This window comes from Bacillus sp. C1 (genome assembly GCF_054570475.1).
The window spans coordinates 18,371-37,318 of record NZ_JBTMZT010000018.1 but is presented as its reverse complement, the minus strand read 5'-3'; the positions used below and the strand labels follow the sequence as shown (position 1 = coordinate 37,318).

21 protein-coding genes are annotated in these 18,948 nt (G+C 41.1%); all 21 read left to right on the top strand.

Annotated elements, in window-relative coordinates:
- The first annotated feature begins 4 nt into the window (after positions 1–4).
- The 21 genes from rpoB (at position 5) to rplE (ending at position 18,934) form a co-directional block, all read left to right on the top strand.
- On the top strand, positions 5–3,535 hold the full coding sequence (rpoB, locus tag ACX5JI_RS25060) for a DNA-directed RNA polymerase subunit beta (protein WP_459503684.1): 3,531 nt from the start codon (positions 5–7) through the stop codon (positions 3,533–3,535).
- Positions 3,536–3,572: 37 nt separating this feature from the next.
- The gene (gene rpoC, locus ACX5JI_RS25055; RefSeq protein WP_459503683.1) at positions 3,573–7,187 is read left to right on the top strand and encodes a DNA-directed RNA polymerase subunit beta'; all 3,615 of its coding nucleotides are present in this window, start codon (positions 3,573–3,575) and stop codon (positions 7,185–7,187) included.
- Between the two features lie 113 nt (positions 7,188–7,300).
- Positions 7,301–7,549: a ribosomal L7Ae/L30e/S12e/Gadd45 family protein gene (locus ACX5JI_RS25050; RefSeq protein WP_459503682.1), complete on the top strand. Its 249-nt coding sequence runs from the start codon at positions 7,301–7,303 to the stop codon at positions 7,547–7,549.
- Between the two features lie 115 nt (positions 7,550–7,664).
- Positions 7,665–8,087 carry a 30S ribosomal protein S12 gene (gene rpsL, locus ACX5JI_RS25045; protein ID WP_459503681.1) on the top strand — a complete coding sequence of 141 codons (423 nt, stop codon included), beginning with the start codon at positions 7,665–7,667 and terminating at the stop codon, positions 8,085–8,087.
- A 29-nt stretch (positions 8,088–8,116) separates the two neighbouring features.
- Positions 8,117–8,587 carry a 30S ribosomal protein S7 gene (gene rpsG / locus ACX5JI_RS25040; protein WP_459503680.1) on the top strand — a complete coding sequence of 157 codons (471 nt, stop codon included), beginning with the start codon at positions 8,117–8,119 and terminating at the stop codon, positions 8,585–8,587.
- 206 nt (positions 8,588–8,793) lie between these two features.
- On the top strand, positions 8,794–10,872 hold the full coding sequence (gene fusA, locus ACX5JI_RS25035; RefSeq protein ID WP_459503679.1) for an elongation factor G: 2,079 nt from the start codon (positions 8,794–8,796) through the stop codon (positions 10,870–10,872).
- A 117-nt stretch (positions 10,873–10,989) separates the two neighbouring features.
- Positions 10,990–12,177, top strand: a complete 1,188-nt coding sequence (tuf, locus tag ACX5JI_RS25030; RefSeq protein ID WP_459503678.1) for an elongation factor Tu — start codon at positions 10,990–10,992, stop codon at positions 12,175–12,177.
- Positions 12,178–12,561: 384 nt separating this feature from the next.
- Positions 12,562–12,870: a 30S ribosomal protein S10 gene (rpsJ, locus tag ACX5JI_RS25025; protein WP_001040595.1), complete on the top strand. Its 309-nt coding sequence runs from the start codon at positions 12,562–12,564 to the stop codon at positions 12,868–12,870.
- Positions 12,871–12,904: 34 nt separating this feature from the next.
- Positions 12,905–13,537 carry a 50S ribosomal protein L3 gene (rplC, locus tag ACX5JI_RS25020; RefSeq protein ID WP_459503677.1) on the top strand — a complete coding sequence of 211 codons (633 nt, stop codon included), beginning with the start codon at positions 12,905–12,907 and terminating at the stop codon, positions 13,535–13,537.
- A 25-nt stretch (positions 13,538–13,562) separates the two neighbouring features.
- Positions 13,563–14,186 carry a 50S ribosomal protein L4 gene (rplD, locus tag ACX5JI_RS25015; RefSeq protein WP_003194351.1) on the top strand — a complete coding sequence of 208 codons (624 nt, stop codon included), beginning with the start codon at positions 13,563–13,565 and terminating at the stop codon, positions 14,184–14,186.
- Positions 14,186–14,476, top strand: a complete 291-nt coding sequence (gene rplW, locus ACX5JI_RS25010; protein WP_459503675.1) for a 50S ribosomal protein L23 — start codon at positions 14,186–14,188, stop codon at positions 14,474–14,476. Before rplD ends, rplW begins: the two co-directional genes overlap by 1 nt.
- A 28-nt stretch (positions 14,477–14,504) precedes the next feature.
- Positions 14,505–15,335 carry a 50S ribosomal protein L2 gene (gene rplB, locus ACX5JI_RS25005; RefSeq protein ID WP_459503674.1) on the top strand — a complete coding sequence of 277 codons (831 nt, stop codon included), beginning with the start codon at positions 14,505–14,507 and terminating at the stop codon, positions 15,333–15,335.
- Between the two features lie 60 nt (positions 15,336–15,395).
- The gene (rpsS, locus tag ACX5JI_RS25000) at positions 15,396–15,674 is read left to right on the top strand and encodes a 30S ribosomal protein S19 (protein ID WP_000124454.1); all 279 of its coding nucleotides are present in this window, start codon (positions 15,396–15,398) and stop codon (positions 15,672–15,674) included.
- Between the two features lie 17 nt (positions 15,675–15,691).
- Positions 15,692–16,033: a 50S ribosomal protein L22 gene (gene rplV / locus ACX5JI_RS24995; protein ID WP_003194358.1), complete on the top strand. Its 342-nt coding sequence runs from the start codon at positions 15,692–15,694 to the stop codon at positions 16,031–16,033.
- 3 nt (positions 16,034–16,036) lie between these two features.
- Positions 16,037–16,696: a 30S ribosomal protein S3 gene (gene rpsC / locus ACX5JI_RS24990; protein WP_000529958.1), complete on the top strand. Its 660-nt coding sequence runs from the start codon at positions 16,037–16,039 to the stop codon at positions 16,694–16,696.
- A 1-nt stretch (position 16,697) separates the two neighbouring features.
- On the top strand, positions 16,698–17,132 hold the full coding sequence (rplP, locus tag ACX5JI_RS24985) for a 50S ribosomal protein L16 (protein ID WP_016116953.1): 435 nt from the start codon (positions 16,698–16,700) through the stop codon (positions 17,130–17,132).
- Complete coding sequence (rpmC, locus tag ACX5JI_RS24980; protein WP_000855718.1) at positions 17,122–17,322, top strand: 50S ribosomal protein L29; 201 nt, start codon at positions 17,122–17,124, stop codon at positions 17,320–17,322. The genes rplP and rpmC overlap by 11 nt, the downstream gene beginning before the upstream one ends.
- Positions 17,323–17,342: 20 nt before the next feature.
- Positions 17,343–17,606: a 30S ribosomal protein S17 gene (gene rpsQ, locus ACX5JI_RS24975; RefSeq protein WP_011983253.1), complete on the top strand. Its 264-nt coding sequence runs from the start codon at positions 17,343–17,345 to the stop codon at positions 17,604–17,606.
- Between the two features lie 43 nt (positions 17,607–17,649).
- Positions 17,650–18,018, top strand: a complete 369-nt coding sequence (gene rplN / locus ACX5JI_RS24970) for a 50S ribosomal protein L14 (RefSeq protein ID WP_033677171.1) — start codon at positions 17,650–17,652, stop codon at positions 18,016–18,018.
- A gap of 38 nt (positions 18,019–18,056) precedes the next feature.
- A complete protein-coding gene (gene rplX, locus ACX5JI_RS24965) occupies positions 18,057–18,368 on the top strand; it encodes a 50S ribosomal protein L24 (RefSeq protein WP_033677169.1) in 312 nt (103 codons plus the stop codon).
- Positions 18,369–18,394: 26 nt separating this feature from the next.
- Positions 18,395–18,934 (top strand): 50S ribosomal protein L5, encoded by a 540-nt coding sequence (rplE, locus tag ACX5JI_RS24960; protein WP_001080829.1) that lies wholly within the window; start codon positions 18,395–18,397, stop codon positions 18,932–18,934.
- Positions 18,935–18,948 lie beyond the last annotated feature (14 nt).

Genomic DNA, 18,948 nt, shown 5'->3' with positions numbered 1-18,948 from the left:
GCAGTTGACAGGTCAACTAGTTCAATACGGACGCCACCGCCAACGAAGAAGTTATGCCCGTATTAGTGAAGTATTAGAGTTACCAAATCTTATCGAAATTCAAACCTCTTCTTATCAGTGGTTTCTTGATGAGGGTTTGCGAGAAATGTTCCAAGACATTTCTCCGATTGAAGACTTTACGGGAAATCTATCGCTTGAATTTATCGACTACAGCTTAGGTGAACCTAAATACTCTGTAGAAGAATGTAAAGAGCGTGATGTGACGTATGCAGCACCACTTCGTGTGAAAGTTCGTCTAATCAATAAGGAAACTGGTGAAGTAAAAGAACAAGATGTGTTCATGGGAGATTTCCCACTCATGACAGAGACAGGAACATTCGTAATTAACGGTGCAGAACGTGTTATCGTTTCCCAGTTAGTTCGCTCTCCAAGCGTATACTATAGTGGCAAAGTGGATAAAAACGGAAAACGTGGTTTTACTGCTACTGTAATTCCAAACCGCGGAGCTTGGTTAGAGTATGAGACAGATGCTAAGGATGTTGTATATGTGCGTATCGACCGTACGCGTAAACTTCCTGTAACTGTTTTGTTACGCGCATTAGGGTTTGGCTCTGATCAAGAAATCACCGAGCTTTTAGGTGATAACGAATACTTAAGCAATACGCTAGAAAAAGACAACACAGATAGCACAGAAAAAGCATTGCTTGAAATTTATGAGCGTCTACGTCCGGGTGAGCCACCTACAGTAGAAAACGCAAAAAGCTTGCTTGTTTCTCGCTTCTTTGATCCGAAGCGCTATGACTTAGCAAACGTAGGTCGCTACAAGATCAACAAAAAGCTACACATTAAAAACAGATTGTTTAACCAGCGCTTAGCTGAAACATTAGTGGATCCAGAAACTGGTGAAATTTTAGCGGCAGAAGGCACAATCTTAGATCGTCGTACACTAGATCGCATTTTACCTTACTTAGAGAAAAACATTGGATTCAAAACAGCGAAACCAATGGGTGGGGTGGTAGAAGGCGATGTTGAGCTGCAATCGATTAAGATTTATGCTCCAGAGTCAGATGGCGAACGCGTTATCAATGTAATTGGGAATGCAAATATCACTCGTGACGTAAAACACATCACACCAGGTGATATTCTTGCTTCTATTAGCTACTTCTTTAACTTACTATACAAAGTAGGAGATACAGATGATATTGACCATTTAGGAAACCGTCGTCTGCGTTCTGTAGGAGAGTTATTACAAAACCAATTCCGCATCGGTCTTTCTCGTATGGAACGTGTCGTTCGTGAGAGAATGTCGATTCAAGATACAAATGCAATCACGCCGCAAGCATTAATTAACATTCGTCCGGTTATTGCATCTATTAAAGAGTTCTTCGGAAGTTCTCAGTTATCTCAGTTCATGGATCAAACAAACCCATTAGCAGAGTTAACACACAAACGAAGACTATCTGCATTAGGACCCGGTGGTTTAACACGTGAGCGTGCAGGCTTTGAAGTACGTGACGTTCACTACTCTCACTATGGTCGTATGTGTCCAATCGAAACGCCGGAGGGACCAAACATCGGTTTGATCAACTCATTATCTTCGTTTGCGAAAGTAAATGAGTTTGGTTTCATTGAAACACCATACCGTCGTGTTGACCCAGAAACTGGTCGTGTAACAGGACACGTTGATTATTTAACTGCAGATGAAGAAGATAATTATGTTGTAGCCCAAGCGAATATGAGATTATCTGAAGAAGGAGAATTCCTTGATGAGGATATCGTAGCTCGTTTCCGTGGTGAAAACATTGTCACAAATAAAGAACGTATCGACTACATGGATGTATCTCCAAAACAAGTAGTGTCGGCAGCGACAGCTTGTATTCCGTTCTTAGAAAACGATGACTCCAACCGTGCACTTATGGGTGCGAACATGCAACGTCAGGCGGTTCCGTTAATGAATCCGGAATCTCCAATTGTAGGTACAGGTATGGAGTACGTATCAGCAAAAGACTCAGGTGCTGCAGTAATCTGTAAACACCCAGGTGTTGTTGAACGCGTAGAGGCACGTGAAGTTTGGGTACGCCGTTATGTAGAAGTTGACGGTCAAAAAGTAAAAGGCGATTTAGATCGCTACAAAATGTTGAAATTCATTCGTTCTAACCAAGGAACTTGTTACAACCAACGTCCAATCGTAAGTGTTGGCGACCAAGTTGTGAAGGGTGAAATCCTTGCGGATGGTCCTTCTATGGAAAAAGGTGAACTAGCACTTGGACGTAATGTGCTTGTTGGCTTCATGACATGGGACGGTTATAACTACGAGGATGCGATCATTATGAGTGAGCGCCTTGTAAAAGATGATGTGTACACTTCAATTCATATTGAAGAATATGAATCAGAAGCTCGTGATACGAAGCTTGGACCAGAAGAAATTACACGTGACATCCCGAACGTTGGGGAAGATGCACTTCGCAACCTTGACGAACGTGGTATTATTCGCATCGGTGCTGAAGTAAAAGACGGAGACCTACTTGTTGGTAAAGTAACACCAAAAGGTGTAACGGAATTAACAGCAGAAGAACGTTTATTACATGCAATCTTCGGTGAGAAAGCACGTGAAGTACGTGATACATCACTTCGTGTACCACACGGTGGTGGCGGTATTATCTTAGACGTAAAAGTATTTAACCGTGAAGATGGCGATGAATTGCCACCGGGCGTAAATCAACTTGTACGTGCATATATCGTTCAAAAACGTAAAATTTCTGAAGGTGACAAGATGGCCGGTCGTCACGGTAACAAAGGTGTTATCTCCCGTATTTTACCGGAAGAAGATATGCCGTACTTACCAGACGGTACACCAATCGATATCATGTTAAACCCATTAGGGGTACCATCTCGTATGAATATCGGTCAGGTATTAGAGCTTCATCTTGGTATGGCAGCAAGATACCTTGGTATCCATATTGCAACACCAGTATTCGATGGTGCTCGTGAGGAAGATGTATGGGGTACAATCGAAGAAGCTGGTATGGCAAATGATGCGAAAACAATCTTGTATGATGGACGTACTGGTGAACCATTCGACAACCGCGTATCTGTTGGTGTCATGTATATGATCAAACTTGCGCACATGGTTGACGATAAACTTCATGCTCGTTCTACTGGACCATACTCACTTGTAACGCAGCAACCTCTTGGAGGTAAAGCTCAGTTCGGTGGACAGCGTTTCGGTGAGATGGAGGTTTGGGCACTTGAAGCTTACGGTGCTGCTTATACTCTTCAAGAAATCTTAACAGTGAAGTCTGATGATGTTGTCGGACGTGTTAAGACATACGAAGCGATTGTTAAAGGTGAAAATGTTCCAGAACCAGGCGTTCCAGAATCATTCAAAGTATTGATTAAAGAACTGCAAAGTTTAGGTATGGACGTTAAAATGATGTCTAGCGACGATACAGAAATTGAAATGCGTGATACGGAAGATGATGATCATCAATCAGCAGACAAATTGAATATCGAAGTTGAGGCAACTAAGGAATAATTGGGATAACCTGTAGACTAAAAGGGAGGTAGGCCCCTTGATAGATGTAAATAACTTTGAATATATGAAGATTGGACTTGCTTCACCTGACAAGATTCGTTCTTGGTCATACGGTGAAGTTAAGAAACCAGAAACAATTAACTATCGTACGTTAAAGCCAGAAAAAGATGGCTTGTTCTGTGAGCGTATTTTCGGACCACAAAAGGACTGGGAATGTCATTGCGGAAAATATAAACGTGTACGTTATAAAGGTGTAGTTTGTGATCGATGTGGCGTTGAAGTAACGCGTGCTAAAGTACGTCGTGAACGTATGGGTCATATTGAATTAGCTGCTCCTGTATCTCATATTTGGTATTTCAAAGGTATCCCGAGCCGCATGGGACTTGTCTTAGACATGTCCCCTCGCGCGCTTGAAGAAGTAATTTATTTCGCTTCTTATGTTGTAACAGAAAGTGGAGATACACCACTTGATAAGAAGCAATTGCTTTCAGAAAAAGAATACCGTGCATATCGTGATCGATATGGCAATACATTCCAAGCTGCTATGGGTGCAGAAGCGATTAAGAAGTTACTACAAGATATCGATTTAGATAAAGAAGTAGACTTCTTAAAAGAAGAATTAAAAACAGCACAAGGACAACGTCGTACTCGTGCTATTAAACGTCTAGAAGTATTAGAAGCATTTCGTAACTCTGGTAATGAACCATCTTGGATGATCTTAGATGTTCTTCCTGTTATCCCGCCAGAACTACGCCCAATGGTACAGTTAGATGGTGGACGTTTTGCAACTTCTGACTTAAATGATTTATATCGCCGTGTAATTAACCGTAACAACCGTTTAAAACGTTTATTAGACCTAGGTGCACCAAGCATTATCGTTCAAAACGAAAAACGTATGTTGCAAGAAGCGGTAGATGCATTAATCGATAATGGTCGTCGTGGCCGTCCAGTTACTGGACCTGGTAACCGTCCGTTAAAATCACTATCTCACATGTTAAAAGGTAAGCAAGGACGTTTCCGTCAAAACTTATTAGGTAAACGTGTTGACTACTCTGGTCGTTCCGTTATCGTTGTAGGACCGAACTTGAAAATGTATCAATGTGGATTACCGAAAGAGATGGCACTTGAATTGTTCAAACCTTTCGTTATGAAAGATTTAGTGGAAAAAGGATTAGCACACAACATTAAGAGTGCAAAACGTAAAATTGAGCGTGTACAACCTGAAGTTTGGGATGTTTTAGAATCTGTGATTAAAGAACACCCTGTACTTCTAAACCGTGCTCCAACGCTTCACCGTCTTGGTATCCAGGCGTTCGAACCTACATTAGTAGAAGGACGCGCAATCCGTCTTCATCCACTTGTATGTACTGCATATAACGCGGATTTTGATGGTGACCAAATGGCGGTTCACGTTCCGTTATCATCAGAAGCGCAAGCGGAAGCTCGTCTTCTTATGTTAGCAGCACAAAACATCTTGAACCCGAAAGATGGAAAACCAGTTGTTACACCATCTCAGGATATGGTACTAGGTAACTACTACTTAACGCTTGAGCGTGAAGGTGCAATTGGTGAAGGTATGGTGTTCAAAGATGCAAACGAGGCATTACTTGCATACCAAAGTGGATATGTACATCTGCACACTCGTGTTGCAGTTGCTGCAAATTCAGTAAATAACAACGAAACATTTACTGAAGAGCAAAAGAGTAAGCTTCTATTAACAACAGTTGGTAAATTAATATTTAACGAAATCTTACCGAAGTCGTTCCCTTATATTAATGAACCGACAAATTCAAACCTTGAAAAAGAAACACCGGCGAAATATTTCGTTGAAAAAGGTGCGAACATTAAAGAGATTATCGCTAGTCGCGAAGAAGTGGCGCCGTTTAGCAAGAAAATCCTTGGTAACATCATTGCGGAAGTCTTTAAACGTTTCCAAATTACAGAAACGTCTCGTATGCTTGACCGTATGAAAAACTTAGGATTTAAATATTCTACAAAAGCTGGTATTACAGTTGGGGTAGCAGACATTCTTGTATTAGGCGAAAAAGATGAAATTCTCCACGAAGCACAAGCAAAAGTAGATAATGTAATTAAACAATTCCGTCGCGGTTTGATTACGGAAGAAGAACGTTACGATCGCGTTATCTCTATTTGGAGTAATGCGAAAGATGTTATCCAAGGAAAACTGATGAAATCCTTGAATAAACGCAATCCAATCTTCATGATGAGTGACTCTGGTGCCCGTGGTAACGCATCGAACTTCACTCAGCTTGCGGGTATGCGTGGTCTGATGGCCAACCCATCTGGACGTATCATCGAACTTCCAATCAAGTCAAGTTTCCGTGAAGGTTTAACGGTACTTGAGTACTTCATCTCTACGCATGGTGCGCGTAAAGGTCTTGCCGATACAGCACTGAAGACTGCCGATTCTGGTTACTTAACACGTCGTCTTGTAGACGTTGCACAAGATGTTATCGTTCGTGAAGATGATTGTGGAACAGATCGTGGTTTATTAATTGGTGCGATTAAAGAGGGTAATGAAGTAATCGAGTCATTATATGATCGTCTTGTAGGACGTTTTGCAAGAAAAACTGTGAAACATCCTGAAACAGGTGAAGTATTAGTTCGTGAAAATGAATTAATCACTGAAGATATCGCTCATATCGTTGAAAATTCAGGTGTTGAAACAGTAAACATCCGTTCAGCATTCACATGTAACACACGCCATGGTGTGTGTAAAAAATGTTACGGTCGTAACTTAGCAACTGGTACAGACGTAGAAGTTGGAGAAGCGGTAGGTATTATCGCAGCTCAATCTATCGGTGAGCCAGGTACACAGTTAACGATGCGTACATTCCATACAGGTGGGGTTGCCGGAGATGATATCACACAAGGTTTACCTCGTATCCAAGAGATCTTCGAGGCTCGTAACCCGAAAGGTCAGGCAGTTATCAGTGAAATCGACGGTGTTATCGCGGCGATCAACGATGTTAAAGATCGTCAAGAGGTAGTTGTACAAGGTGAGGTTGAAACTCGCACATATGCAATTCCTTATGGTGCTCGTCTAAAAGTAGTTCCAGGACAACGAATTGATCACGGAAAAGAGTTAACAGAAGGTTCTATTGATCCGAAAGAATTATTAAAAGTAACAGACATTACAGCAGTACAAGAATACTTACTACGTGAAGTTCAAAAAGTATACCGTATGCAAGGGGTAGAAATTGGTGATAAGCACGTAGAGGTAATGGTACGTCAAATGCTTCGTAAAGTCCGTGTTATCGATGCGGGTGAAACAGATGTATTACCAGGCACACTACTGGATATTCACCAGTTTACTGATGCGAATGCGAAAGTGTTGTTAAAAGGCAAACAGCCAGCTACAGCACGACCAGTACTTCTTGGTATTACAAAAGCGTCACTTGAAACAGATTCATTCTTATCTGCAGCATCGTTCCAAGAAACAACTCGCGTTCTAACAGATGCAGCAATTAAAGGCAAACGCGATGAACTTCTAGGATTGAAAGAGAATGTTATTATCGGTAAGCTTGTTCCAGCTGGAACAGGTATGAATCGTTATCGCAAAGTGGACCTTGTTAAAACAATACAAGACGACATGAATGTAGAAAACGATGAAGTTTACGTGGAACAGTAAAATTTTCCGTCGTAAATTTTGTATAAAAACAGATAATCCTAGTTGACATTGTATGAGTCAAAATGTTACTATAAGCAAGGTTGCTCCTGAACGATGCTTTGGAGGATATGTATATGTCTTATCAAAAAGTATCAAGTGCGGAAAATGTAGTCGTTGGTCATAAACGAACATTGGAAGCAATCAAAAATGGTACAGTTAAAGAAGTTGTCATTGCAGAAGATGCTGACATGCGGTTAACCCATGTTATTACTCGTGCTGCATTGCAACATAACGTGCCCATAACCAAAGTTGAATCAGTTCGTAAGCTTGGTAAAGCTTCGGGGATTCAAGTGGGAGCTTCAGCAATAGGAATAATAAGTTAAAACTGTTTTTGTGAGGAGAGAGCATTTGCTCTCCCTTGCAAAAACTTTGTTTTCAACTAATAATGAACCACCTGGATATGTGGTCATACAAACATGCGAAGGGAGGATAACTCAAATGCCTACTATTAACCAATTAGTGAGAAAAGGTCGTACTGATAAAGTATGGAAATCTAAATCACCTGCGTTAAACAAAGGTTTCAACTCTTTAAAGAAAAAAGCAACTGATATCTCTGCACCTCAAAAACGTGGTGTATGTACTCGTGTTGGTACAATGACTCCAAAGAAACCGAACTCAGCTTTACGTAAATATGCTCGTGTACGTTTAACAAATGGTATCGAGGTAACAGCATACATCCCAGGTATCGGTCATAACTTACAAGAACACAGCGTAGTATTAATTCGCGGTGGTCGTGTAAAAGACTTACCAGGGGTACGTTACCACATCGTTCGTGGTGCGCTTGATACAGCTGGTGTTGACAAGCGTATGCAAGGCCGTTCTAAATACGGTACGAAAAAACCAAAAGCAGCTAAGAAATAATAAACTTGAACTGAAAGGAGGAACTCAATATGCCTCGTAAAGGACCTGTTACGAAACGTGACGTGTTACCAGATCCAATGTATAATTCTAAACTAGTAACGCGCCTAATCAACAAAATGATGGTTGACGGTAAAAAAGGTAAATCTCAAACAATTCTTTATAATGCGTTCGATATCGTTAGCGAACGTACTGGTAAAGAACCTATGGAAGTATTCGAGCAAGCTCTTAAGAACATTATGCCTGTTCTTGAAGTACGTGCTCGTCGTGTTGGTGGTGCTAACTACCAAGTTCCAGTTGAGGTTCGTCCAGAACGCCGTACGACTTTAGGTCTTCGCTGGTTAGTAAACTATGCTCGTCTTCGTGGTGAAAAAACTATGGAAGAGCGTCTAGCTTACGAAATCTTAGATGCAGCTAACAACGCTGGTGCATCTGTTAAGAAACGTGAAGACACTCATAAAATGGCAGAAGCTAACAAAGCATTTGCTCATTACCGTTGGTAGGATTCAACGTAAAATAAATGTAAGCATAGACCGCTTTATTTGTCGCTTATGGAAGTATGGAGAGGGAGAATGCCTCTCCCTTTCAATGGCGCTCGTTTTACATAATGAGGGTACTGGACATACTGGCATATGTAACAAAATAAAGTGGCTTTTTTGCTACTTAAAATAAAAAATCCAATCCATATATGGAAGGAGCAAGACACCAAATGGGAAGAGAGTTCTCTTTAGAAAACACTCGTAATATTGGTATCATGGCTCACATCGATGCTGGTAAAACAACAGCAACTGAGCGTATCTTGTATTACACAGGACGTATTCATAAAATCGGTGAAACTCACGAAGGTGCATCTCAGATGGACTGGATGGAGCAAGAGCAAGAGCGTGGTATCACAATTACTTCTGCTGCAACTACAGCACAATGGAAAGGTCACCGTGTAAATATCATTGACACTCCAGGACACGTAGACTTCACAGTAGAAGTAGAACGTTCTTTACGCGTACTTGATGGCGCAGTAGCAGTACTTGATGCACAATCTGGTGTAGAACCACAAACAGAAACTGTTTGGCGTCAGGCTACTACTTACGGCGTACCTCGTATCGTATTCGTTAACAAAATGGATAAAATCGGTGCCGATTTCTTATACTCTGTAGGAACAATCCATGATCGTTTACAAGCAAACGCGCATCCAATTCAGTTACCAATCGGTGCTGAAGACGAGTTCAATGGTATTATTGACCTTGTTGAAGAGTGTGCTTACATGTACGGTAATGATTTAGGAACAGACATTCAACGTGTTGAAATTCCTGAAGAGCATAAAGAATTAGCTGAAGAATACCGTGGAAAACTTATTGAAGCGGTAGCTGAGCTTGATGAAGAAATGATGATGAAGTACCTAGAAGGTGAAGAAATCACTGTAGAAGAGCTTAAAGCTGGTATCCGTAAGGCTACAACTTCTGTAGAATTCTTCCCAGTAATCTGTGGTTCTGCATTCAAAAACAAAGGTGTTCAAATTCTGTTAGACGCAGTTATTGACTACTTACCATCTCCATTAGACGTACCTGCTATTAAAGGTATCGTTCCAGATACAGATGAAGAAGTAGAACGTAAGTCTAGCGATGAAGAGCCATTCTCAGCTCTAGCATTCAAAATCATGACTGACCCTTATGTTGGTAAATTAACGTTCTTCCGTGTGTACTCTGGTGTGTTAAACTCTGGATCATACGTGAAAAACTCAACTAAAGGTAAGCGTGAGCGTGTAGGTCGTATCCTACAAATGCACGCTAACAGCCGTGAAGAGATTTCAACAGTTTACGCTGGTGACATCGCTGCTGCTGTAGGTTTAAAAGATACTACTACTGGTGATACTCTTTGTGACGAGAAGAGCCTTGTTATCCTTGAGTCTATGGAATTCCCAGAGCCAGTTATCTCTGTAGCTATCGAACCAAAATCTAAAGCTGACCAAGATAAAATGGGTACAGCATTATCTAAGCTTTCTGAAGAAGATCCAACATTCCGTGCTCACACTGACCAAGAAACTGGCCAAACAATCATCGCTGGTATGGGTGAACTTCACCTTGATATCATCGTTGACCGTATGCGCCGTGAATTCAAAGTTGAAGCAAACGTTGGTGCTCCTCAGGTAGCATACCGTGAAACTTTCCGCGCTGCTGCGAAAGTTGAAGGTAAGTTCGCTCGTCAATCTGGTGGTCGTGGACAATTCGGTCACGTTTGGATTGAGTTTGAACCTAATGAAGAAGGTAAAGGATTCGAATTCGAAAACAAGATCGTCGGTGGTGTAGTTCCACGTGAATACATCCCAGCTGTAGGCGCAGGTCTTGAAGATGCACTTAAAAATGGTGTACTAGCTGGTTACCCACTAGTAGACGTTAAAGCTGCATTAGTTGACGGATCTTACCATGATGTTGACTCCTCTGAGATGGCGTTCAAAATCGCTGCATCTATGGCACTTAAAGCTGCGGTTTCTAAATGTAACCCAGTAATTCTTGAGCCAATGATGAAAGTTGAAGTTGTAATTCCTGAAGAGTACATGGGTGACATTATGGGTGACGTAACATCTCGTCGTGGACGTGTAGAAGGTATGGAAGCTCGCGGTAACGCACAAGTTGTTCGCGCTATGGTTCCACTTTCTGAAATGTTCGGTTATGCAACGTCATTACGTTCTAACACACAAGGACGCGGAACATTCTCAATGGTATTTGACCATTATGAAGAAGTACCAAAGTCTGTTTCAGAAGAAATTATCAAAAAAAATAAAGGTGAATAATTGATTTTTATCGATTGTTCAAGTATAACTACTTATGTAAGCTTAGAAAGTGGGGCTTATGTTTCACTTTCTAGTCTAAATATAAAATAACCTATATAAACTAAGGAGGAATTTAGAATGGCTAAAGCTAAATTCGAACGTTCTAAACCCCATGTTAACATCGGTACAATCGGCCACGTTGACCATGGTAAAACTACATTAACTGCTGCGATCACTACAGTTCTTGCAAAAGCTGGTGGTGCTGAAGCACGCGGATACGATCAAATCGATGCTGCTCCAGAAGAAAGAGAGCGCGGTATCACAATCTCAACTGCACACGTTGAGTACGAAACTGAAACTCGTCACTATGCACACGTTGACTGCCCAGGACATGCTGACTATGTTAAAAACATGATCACTGGTGCTGCTCAAATGGACGGCGGTATCTTAGTAGTATCTGCTGCTGATGGCCCAATGCCTCAAACACGTGAGCACATCCTTCTTTCTCGTCAAGTAGGTGTTCCTTACATCGTTGTATTCTTAAACAAATGCGACATGGTAGACGACGAAGAATTATTAGAATTAGTAGAAATGGAAGTTCGCGACCTATTATCTGAATACGGATTCCCAGGCGACGATATTCCTGTAGTTAAAGGTTCTGCTCTTAAAGCTCTTCAAGGAGAAGCTGAGTGGGAAGAAAAAATCATCGAATTAATGACTGAAGTTGATGCTTACATCCCAACTCCAGAACGTGAAACTGACAAACCATTCTTAATGCCTATCGAGGATGTATTCTCTATCACAGGTCGTGGTACAGTTGCAACTGGTCGTGTAGAGCGCGGAATCGTTAAAGTTGGTGACGTAGTAGAAATCATCGGTCTTGCTGAAGAGAATGCTACTACAACTGTAACTGGTGTAGAAATGTTCCGTAAGCTTCTTGACCAAGCACAAGCTGGAGATAACATCGGTGCTTTACTTCGTGGGGTTGCTCGTGAAGACATCCAACGTGGACAAGTTCTTGCTAAATCTGGCTCTGTAAAAGCTCACGCTAAATTCAAAGCTGAAGTTTTCGTATTATCTAAAGAAGAAGGTGGACGTCACACTCCATTCTTCGCTAACTACCGTCCACAATTCTATTTCCGTACAACTGACGTAACTGGAATCATCCAATTACCAGAAGGTACTGAAATGGTAATGCCTGGCGATAACGTTGAAATGACTATCGAACTTATTGCTCCAATCGCTATCGAAGAGGGAACTAAGTTCTCTATCCGTGAAGGCGGACGTACTGTAGGTTACGGCGTAGTTGCAACTATCGTTGAGTAATCTTTAATAGATTATTAAAAACCCAAGGGATTTTCCCTTGGGTTTTTTGTTTATAAAAATTGATATTTTATATTTTGAATGAGTTTCTTCTATAGTATATAGTTAATAAAAAAATATCCAAAAACTGCAAGTCGAATTAGAATGGATGAAAACTTGAAATTCTTTAAAGTGCCATGTATAATAGCAAAAGTAGAGAAAAGCAGATGCAAACAAAAAGATGCTTGCATCTGGACGAATAACATTGTATAATAAACAATGTTGGTCTTTGACTGCGATGAAGTGGAAGGTTGCTGACACACCCGGCCGCTTTGCCATGGCATGGTGTGAGGAAATTTCCATGGAGAAGGTCTATTTTAGAAATAGGCGAACGAAGGAGGGAAAATAATGGCAAAAGAAAAAATTCGTATCCGTTTAAAAGCTTACGATCACCGTATTCTTGATCAGTCAGCTGAGAAAATTGTGGAAACAGCTAAGCGTTCTGGGGCAACAGTTTCTGGTCCGATCCCATTACCAACTGAAAAAACTATTTACACAATTCTTCGTGCTGTTCATAAGTACAAAGATTCTCGTGAGCAATTCGAAATGCGCACGCACAAACGTCTTATCGACATCGTGAGCCCTACTCCACAAACAGTAGACTCATTAATGCGTTTAGACTTACCATCTGGTGTAGATATCGAAATCAAACTATAATTTATATAACTTAAAAATGTAGGAGGTGTAACTCATGACCAAAGGAATCTTAGGAAGAAAGATCGGTATGACTCAAGTATTTGCTGAAAACGGTGAGCTAATCCCTGTAACGGTAATCGAATCAACTCCAAACGTTGTTCTTCAAAAGAAAACAACTGAAACTGATGGCTACAATGCAATCCAGTTAGGATTTGACGACAAACGTGAAAAATTAGCTAACAAACCTGAACAAGGTCACGTTGCTAAAGCAACTACTGCTCCTAAGCGCTTCATTCGCGAAATCCGCGATGCAGACGTGGACGGATTAGAGGTTGGTCAAGAGGTAAAAGTTGAAGTTTTCACTGCAGGTGAAATCGTTGACGTAACAGGAATTTCTAAAGGTAAAGGTTTCCAAGGTGCTATTAAACGCCACGGACAATCTCGCGGACCTATGTCTCACGGTTCTCGTTATCACCGTCGTCCTGGTTCAATGGGCCCAGTTGCTCCGAACCGCGTATTCAAAGGCAAAAAACTTGCTGGACGTATGGGTGGAGACCAAGTTACGGTTCAAAACTTAGAAATCGTTCAAGTTGACGTTGAACGCAACTTATTATTAGTTAAAGGTAACGTTCCAGGTGCTAAGAAATCTCTTGTAGTTGTTCAAGGCGCTGTGAAGGCTAGTAAATAATTCACAATAGGAAGGAGGAATTCCAATGCCAAAAGTTACTGTATATAACCAAACTGGTTCACAGGTTGGTGAAATCGAATTAGCTGAAGCTATTTTCGGTATCGAACCAAATGAAGCTGTACTATTTGAAGCTGTAATGATGCAACGTGCATCTTTACGTCAAGGTACACATAAAGTAAAAACTCGCTCTGAAGTGCGCGGTGGTGGTCGTAAACCATGGCGTCAAAAAGGAACTGGACGTGCTCGTCAAGGTTCTATCCGTTCTCCTCAATGGCGTGGTGGTGGTACGGTATTCGGACCTACACCAAGAAGCTATGCATACAAACTTCCTAAGAAAGTTCGTCGCTTAGCTATTAAATCTGCATTAGCTACTAAAGTAGTTGAGAACAACATTGTAGTTCTTGAAGACCTAGTGTTAAATGCACCAAAAACAAAAGACATGGTAGCAGTACTTAAAGGATTAACTGTTGAGAAGAAAGCTCTTATCGTAACTGCTGATGCAAACGAAGCTGTAGAGTTATCTGCTCGCAACATTCCTGGAGTAACAGTAATCACTGCTGATGGCGTAAACGTTTTAGACGTGCTTCATCATGATAAGCTAATCATGACAAAAGCGGCAGTGGAAAAAGTAGAGGAGGTGCTTGCATAATGAGAGATCCTCGTGATATCATTAAGCGCCCAGTTATCACTGAACGTACTATGGAAATGATGGCTGAAAAAAAATACACGTTCGATGTGGACGTTAAATCTAATAAAACAGAAGTTAAAGACGCTGTAGAAGCGATCTTTGGTGTTAATGTAGAAAAAGTGAACATCATGAACTACAAGCCGAAAGCAAAACGCGTTGGTCGCCACGCTGGTTTTACTAACCGTCGTCGTAAAGCAATCGTTAAGCTAACTGCTGACAGCAAAGAAATCGAAATCTTCCAAGGTGTTTAATTCTTACTAAAGAAGGAGGGAAATTGAGATGGCAATTAAGAAGTATAAACCAACTACTAACGGTCGTCGTAACATGACAACAAATGATTTCGCTGAAATCACTACTGACAGACCGGAAAAATCTTTACTTGCGCCTTTAAGCAAAAAGGCTGGTCGTAATAACCAAGGTAAAATTACTGTACGTCACCAAGGTGGCGGACATAAGCGTCAATACCGTATCATCGACTTCAAACGTAATAAAGATGGAATTCCAGGACGCGTTGCTACGATCGAATACGATCCAAACCGCTCTGCGAATATCGCATTAATTAACTACGTTGACGGTGAAAAACGTTACATTCTTGCTCCTAAAACTTTAGAAGTAGGTATGGAAGTTATGTCTGGCCCAGAAGCTGACATTAAGATCGGTAATGCATTACCATTAATCAACATTCCAGTAGGTACTGTTGTTCACAATATTGAGCTTAAACCTGGTCGTGGCGGACAATTAGTTCGTTCTGCTGGTACATCTGCTCAAGTACTTGGTAAAGAAGGTAAATACGTACTTGTACGTTTAACTTCTGGTGAAGTACGCCTAGTATTGTCTGCTTGTCGTGCTACAATCGGTCAAGTAGGTAACGAACATCATGAACTTATCAAAATCGGTAAAGCAGGTCGCTCTCGCTGGTTAGGTAAGCGCCCAACAGTTCGTGGTTCTGTAATGAACCCAGTTGATCACCCACACGGTGGTGGTGAAGGTCGCTCTCCAATCGGACGTAAGTCTCCAATGTCTCCATGGGGTAAACCAACTCTTGGATTCAAGACTCGTAAGAAAAACAAAGCGTCTGATAAATTTATCGTTCGTCGTCGTAAAAAATAATGGGATTGTAGTACGGTTCACTTCTAGAACCGTACGCCAATCACGAAGGGAGGCACCAAAATGGCTCGTAGCTTAAAAAAAGGACCATTTGTCGATGATCACTTAATGAGTAAAATGGAAAAATTAGTTGCATCTGAGCAAAAACAAGTTGTTAAAACTTGGTCTCGCCGTTCAACAATCTTCCCTCAGTTCATCGGTCACACGATTGCTGTATATGATGGTCGTAAACACGTACCTGTGTACATCACTGAGGACATGGTTGGCCATAAGTTAGGTGAATTCGCACCAACTCGTACGTACAAAGGTCACCTTGCTGACGATAAGAAAACTAGAAGATAATGAGAGGAGGCACTTCAATGCAAGCTAAAGCAGTAGCGAGAACAGTTCGTATTGCTCCTCGTAAAGTTCGTTTAGTTGTAGACTTAATCCGAGGTAAGCAAGTGGGTGAAGCGATCGCTATCCTTAACCACACACCAAAAACTGCTTCTCCAGTTGTAGAAAAGGTTTTAAAATCTGCAATCGCAAATGCAGAGCATAATTACGAAATGGACATTAACAACTTAGTTGTTGAAACAGTTTTCGTTGACGAAGGTCCAACGTTGAAACGTTTCCGTCCACGTGCAATGGGTCGTGCAAGCCAAATTAACAAACGCACAAGCCACATTACAGTTGTGGTATCAGAAAAAAAGGAGGGATAATCGATGGGTCAGAAGGTTAATCCAATTGGTCTTCGTGTCGGTGTTATCCGTGATTGGGAATCTCGTTGGTTCGCTGAAAAAGATTACGCTACACTATTACATGAAGACATCAAAATCCGTGAGTATATTACTGTACGCTTAAAAGATTCTGCTGTTGCTAAAGTAGAAATCGAACGTGCAGCAAATCGTGTAAATGTTACAATTCACACTGCAAAACCTGGTATGGTAATTGGTAAAGGTGGTACAGAAGTTGAAGCACTTCGTAAAGCTCTTAACCAATTAACAGGCAAGCGTGTACACATCAATATTTTAGAAGTTAAGAGAGCTGATCTTAACGCTAAATTAGTAGGCGAAAATATCGCTCGTCAATTAGAAAACCGCGTATCTTTCCGTCGCGCACAAAAGCAAGTAATTCAACGTGCTATGCGTGCAGGTGCTAAAGGTATTAAAACACAGGTTTCTGGTCGTCTTGGCGGAGCAGATATCGCTCGTGCAGAATCTTACAGTGAAGGAACTGTTCCACTTCATACACTTCGCGCTGATATTGACTATGCAGCAGTTGAAGCTGATACAACATACGGTAAATTAGGCGTAAAAGTATGGATCTACCGTGGAGAAGTCCTTCCTACAAAAAAGAAAGCTTCTGAGGAAGGAGGAAAATAATATGTTAATGCCTAAACGCGTAAAATATCGTAGAGAACATCGTGGTAAAATGCGTGGCCGTGCAAAAGGTGGCGCTGAAATCGCTTTTGGTGAATTTGGTCTACAAGCTCAAGCAGCTTCATGGATCACTAACCGTCAAATCGAAGCAGCTCGTCGTGCAATGACTCGTTATATGAAACGTGGCGGTAAAGTATGGATTAAAATTTTCCCTTCTAAACCTTACACTGCAAAACCTTTAGAAGTACGTATGGGTTCCGGTAAAGGGGCACCAGAAGGCTGGGTAGCAGTAGTAAAACCTGGGAAAATTATGTTCGAAATCGCGGGTGTATCTGAAGAGGTAGCACGCGAAGCATTACGTCTTGCAGCTCACAAGTTACCAGTGAAATGTAAATTCGTAAAACGTGAAGAAAATGGTGGTGAATCTAATGAAAACTAATGATATTCGTGAATTAACCACTGCCGAAATCGAAACAAAAGTTAAAGCTTTAAAGGAAGAGTTGTTTAATCTTCGCTTCCAACTTGCTACAGGACAATTAGAGAACCCAACTCGCATTCGTGAAGTGCGTAAAGCGATCGCTCGTATGAAAACTGTAGTTCGTGAAAGAGAGATCGGAATTAATCGATAAATTGAGGGGAGGTTTGCAAAGTGAGCGAACGTAACCAACGCAAAGTTTATACTGGTCGTGTTGTATCTGACAAAATGGACAAAACGATTACAGTTTTAGTTGAAACTTACAAAACTCATTCCTTGTACGGAAAACGCGTTAAGTATTCTAAGAAGTACAAAGCGCATGATGAGCAAAACCAAGCAAAAGTTGGCGATATCGTAAAAATCATGGAAACTCGCCCGCTTTCTGCTACTAAGCGTTTCCGTTTAGTTGAAATCGTTGAAGAAGCGGTTATTATCTAAATAGACGAATCGGAATTTTTAGTCCGAAGGGAGGTTTCATAACATGATCCAACAAGAATCTCGTTTGAAAGTTGCTGACAACTCTGGTGCACGTGAACTTTTAACAATCAAAGTATTAGGCGGCTCTGGTCGTAAATATGCTAACATTGGTGATATTATCGTTGCTACGGTAAAACAAGCAACACCAGGTGGCGTTGTTAAAAAAGGTGACGTTGTTAAAGCTGTAGTGGTACGTACAAAGAGCGGTGCTCGTCGTACAGACGGTTCTTACATTCGTTTTGATGAAAACGCAGCGGTTATCATTAAAGACGATAAGAGCCCACGTGGTACTCGTATCTTCGGACCAGTAGCTCGTGAATTACGCGATAGCAATTTCATGAAGATCGTTTCTTTAGCTCCAGAAGTTCTATAATTTAAGGTATTGCCTTGCTAAGGAGGTGCAGAATTAAGATGCATGTAAAAAAAGGTGATAAAGTTCAGGTAATCACTGGTAAAGACAAAGGGAAACAAGGCGTTATCCTTGCTGCTTTTCCAAAAGAAAGCCGTGTTATCGTTGAGGGTGTTAACATCGTTAAGAAGCACTCTAAGCCATCTCAATTAAATCCACAAGGTGGAATTATTACGAAAGAAGCACCTATCCACGTTTCTAATGTTATGGCATTAGACCCGAAAACAGGTGAACCTACTCGCGTAGGCTTCAAAGTAGAAGATGGTAAAAAAGTTCGTATTGCAAAAAAATCTGGTGAATTATTAGATAAATAATTTTCTTATGAAAGGAGGTCACTTCATTGAATCGCCTTAAAGAGAAGTTCCAAAAGGAAATTACTCCTGCTCTAGTGAGCAAGTTTAACTATAAATCTGTGATGGAAGTACCGAAAATCGAAAAGATCGTAATCAACACTGGTGTTGGTGACGCGGTATCTAACTCAAAAGCTTTAGACAATGCAGTAGAAGAATTAACACAAATCGCAGGTCAAAAACCTGTTGTAACTCGTGCTAAAAAATCGATCGCTGGTTTCCGTCTTCGTGAAGGTATGCCAATCGGTGCGAAAGTTACTTTACGCGGCGAGCAAATGTATGAGTTCTTCGACAAATTAGTATCAGTTTCTTTACCACGTGTGCGTGATTTCCGTGGTGTTTCTAAGAAATCATTCGACGGTCGTGGTAACTACACGTTAGGTGTTAAAGAACAGCTAATTTTCCCTGAGATTGATTATGATAAAGTAAGCAAAGTCCGCGGTATGGACATCGTAATCGTTACTACAGCGAAAACTGATGAAGAAGCTCGTGAACTGTTAACACAATTCGGTATGCCATTCCAAAAATAATGGAAGCCAACGCT

Bases quoted from the DNA above. Each gene is read 5' to 3' on its own strand.
- ACX5JI_RS25050 (WP_459503682.1), top strand. From the start codon at position 7,301: ATGTCTTATCAAAAAGTATCAAGTGCGGAAAATGTAGTCGTTGGTCAT.
- rpsL (WP_459503681.1), top strand. From the start codon at position 7,665: ATGCCTACTATTAACCAATTAGTGAGAAAAGGTCGTACTGATAAAGTA.
- rpsG (WP_459503680.1), top strand. From the start codon at position 8,117: ATGCCTCGTAAAGGACCTGTTACGAAACGTGACGTGTTACCAGATCCA.
- fusA (WP_459503679.1), top strand. From the start codon at position 8,794: ATGGGAAGAGAGTTCTCTTTAGAAAACACTCGTAATATTGGTATCATG.
- tuf (WP_459503678.1), top strand. From the start codon at position 10,990: ATGGCTAAAGCTAAATTCGAACGTTCTAAACCCCATGTTAACATCGGT.
- rpsJ (WP_001040595.1), top strand. From the start codon at position 12,562: ATGGCAAAAGAAAAAATTCGTATCCGTTTAAAAGCTTACGATCACCGT.
- rplC (WP_459503677.1), top strand. From the start codon at position 12,905: ATGACCAAAGGAATCTTAGGAAGAAAGATCGGTATGACTCAAGTATTT.
- rplD (WP_003194351.1), top strand. From the start codon at position 13,563: ATGCCAAAAGTTACTGTATATAACCAAACTGGTTCACAGGTTGGTGAA.
- rplW (WP_459503675.1), top strand. From the start codon at position 14,186: ATGAGAGATCCTCGTGATATCATTAAGCGCCCAGTTATCACTGAACGT.
- rplB (WP_459503674.1), top strand. From the start codon at position 14,505: ATGGCAATTAAGAAGTATAAACCAACTACTAACGGTCGTCGTAACATG.
- rpsS (WP_000124454.1), top strand. From the start codon at position 15,396: ATGGCTCGTAGCTTAAAAAAAGGACCATTTGTCGATGATCACTTAATG.
- rplV (WP_003194358.1), top strand. From the start codon at position 15,692: ATGCAAGCTAAAGCAGTAGCGAGAACAGTTCGTATTGCTCCTCGTAAA.
- rpsC (WP_000529958.1), top strand. From the start codon at position 16,037: ATGGGTCAGAAGGTTAATCCAATTGGTCTTCGTGTCGGTGTTATCCGT.
- rplP (WP_016116953.1), top strand. From the start codon at position 16,698: ATGTTAATGCCTAAACGCGTAAAATATCGTAGAGAACATCGTGGTAAA.
- rpmC (WP_000855718.1), top strand. From the start codon at position 17,122: ATGAAAACTAATGATATTCGTGAATTAACCACTGCCGAAATCGAAACA.
- rplN (WP_033677171.1), top strand. From the start codon at position 17,650: ATGATCCAACAAGAATCTCGTTTGAAAGTTGCTGACAACTCTGGTGCA.
- rplX (WP_033677169.1), top strand. From the start codon at position 18,057: ATGCATGTAAAAAAAGGTGATAAAGTTCAGGTAATCACTGGTAAAGAC.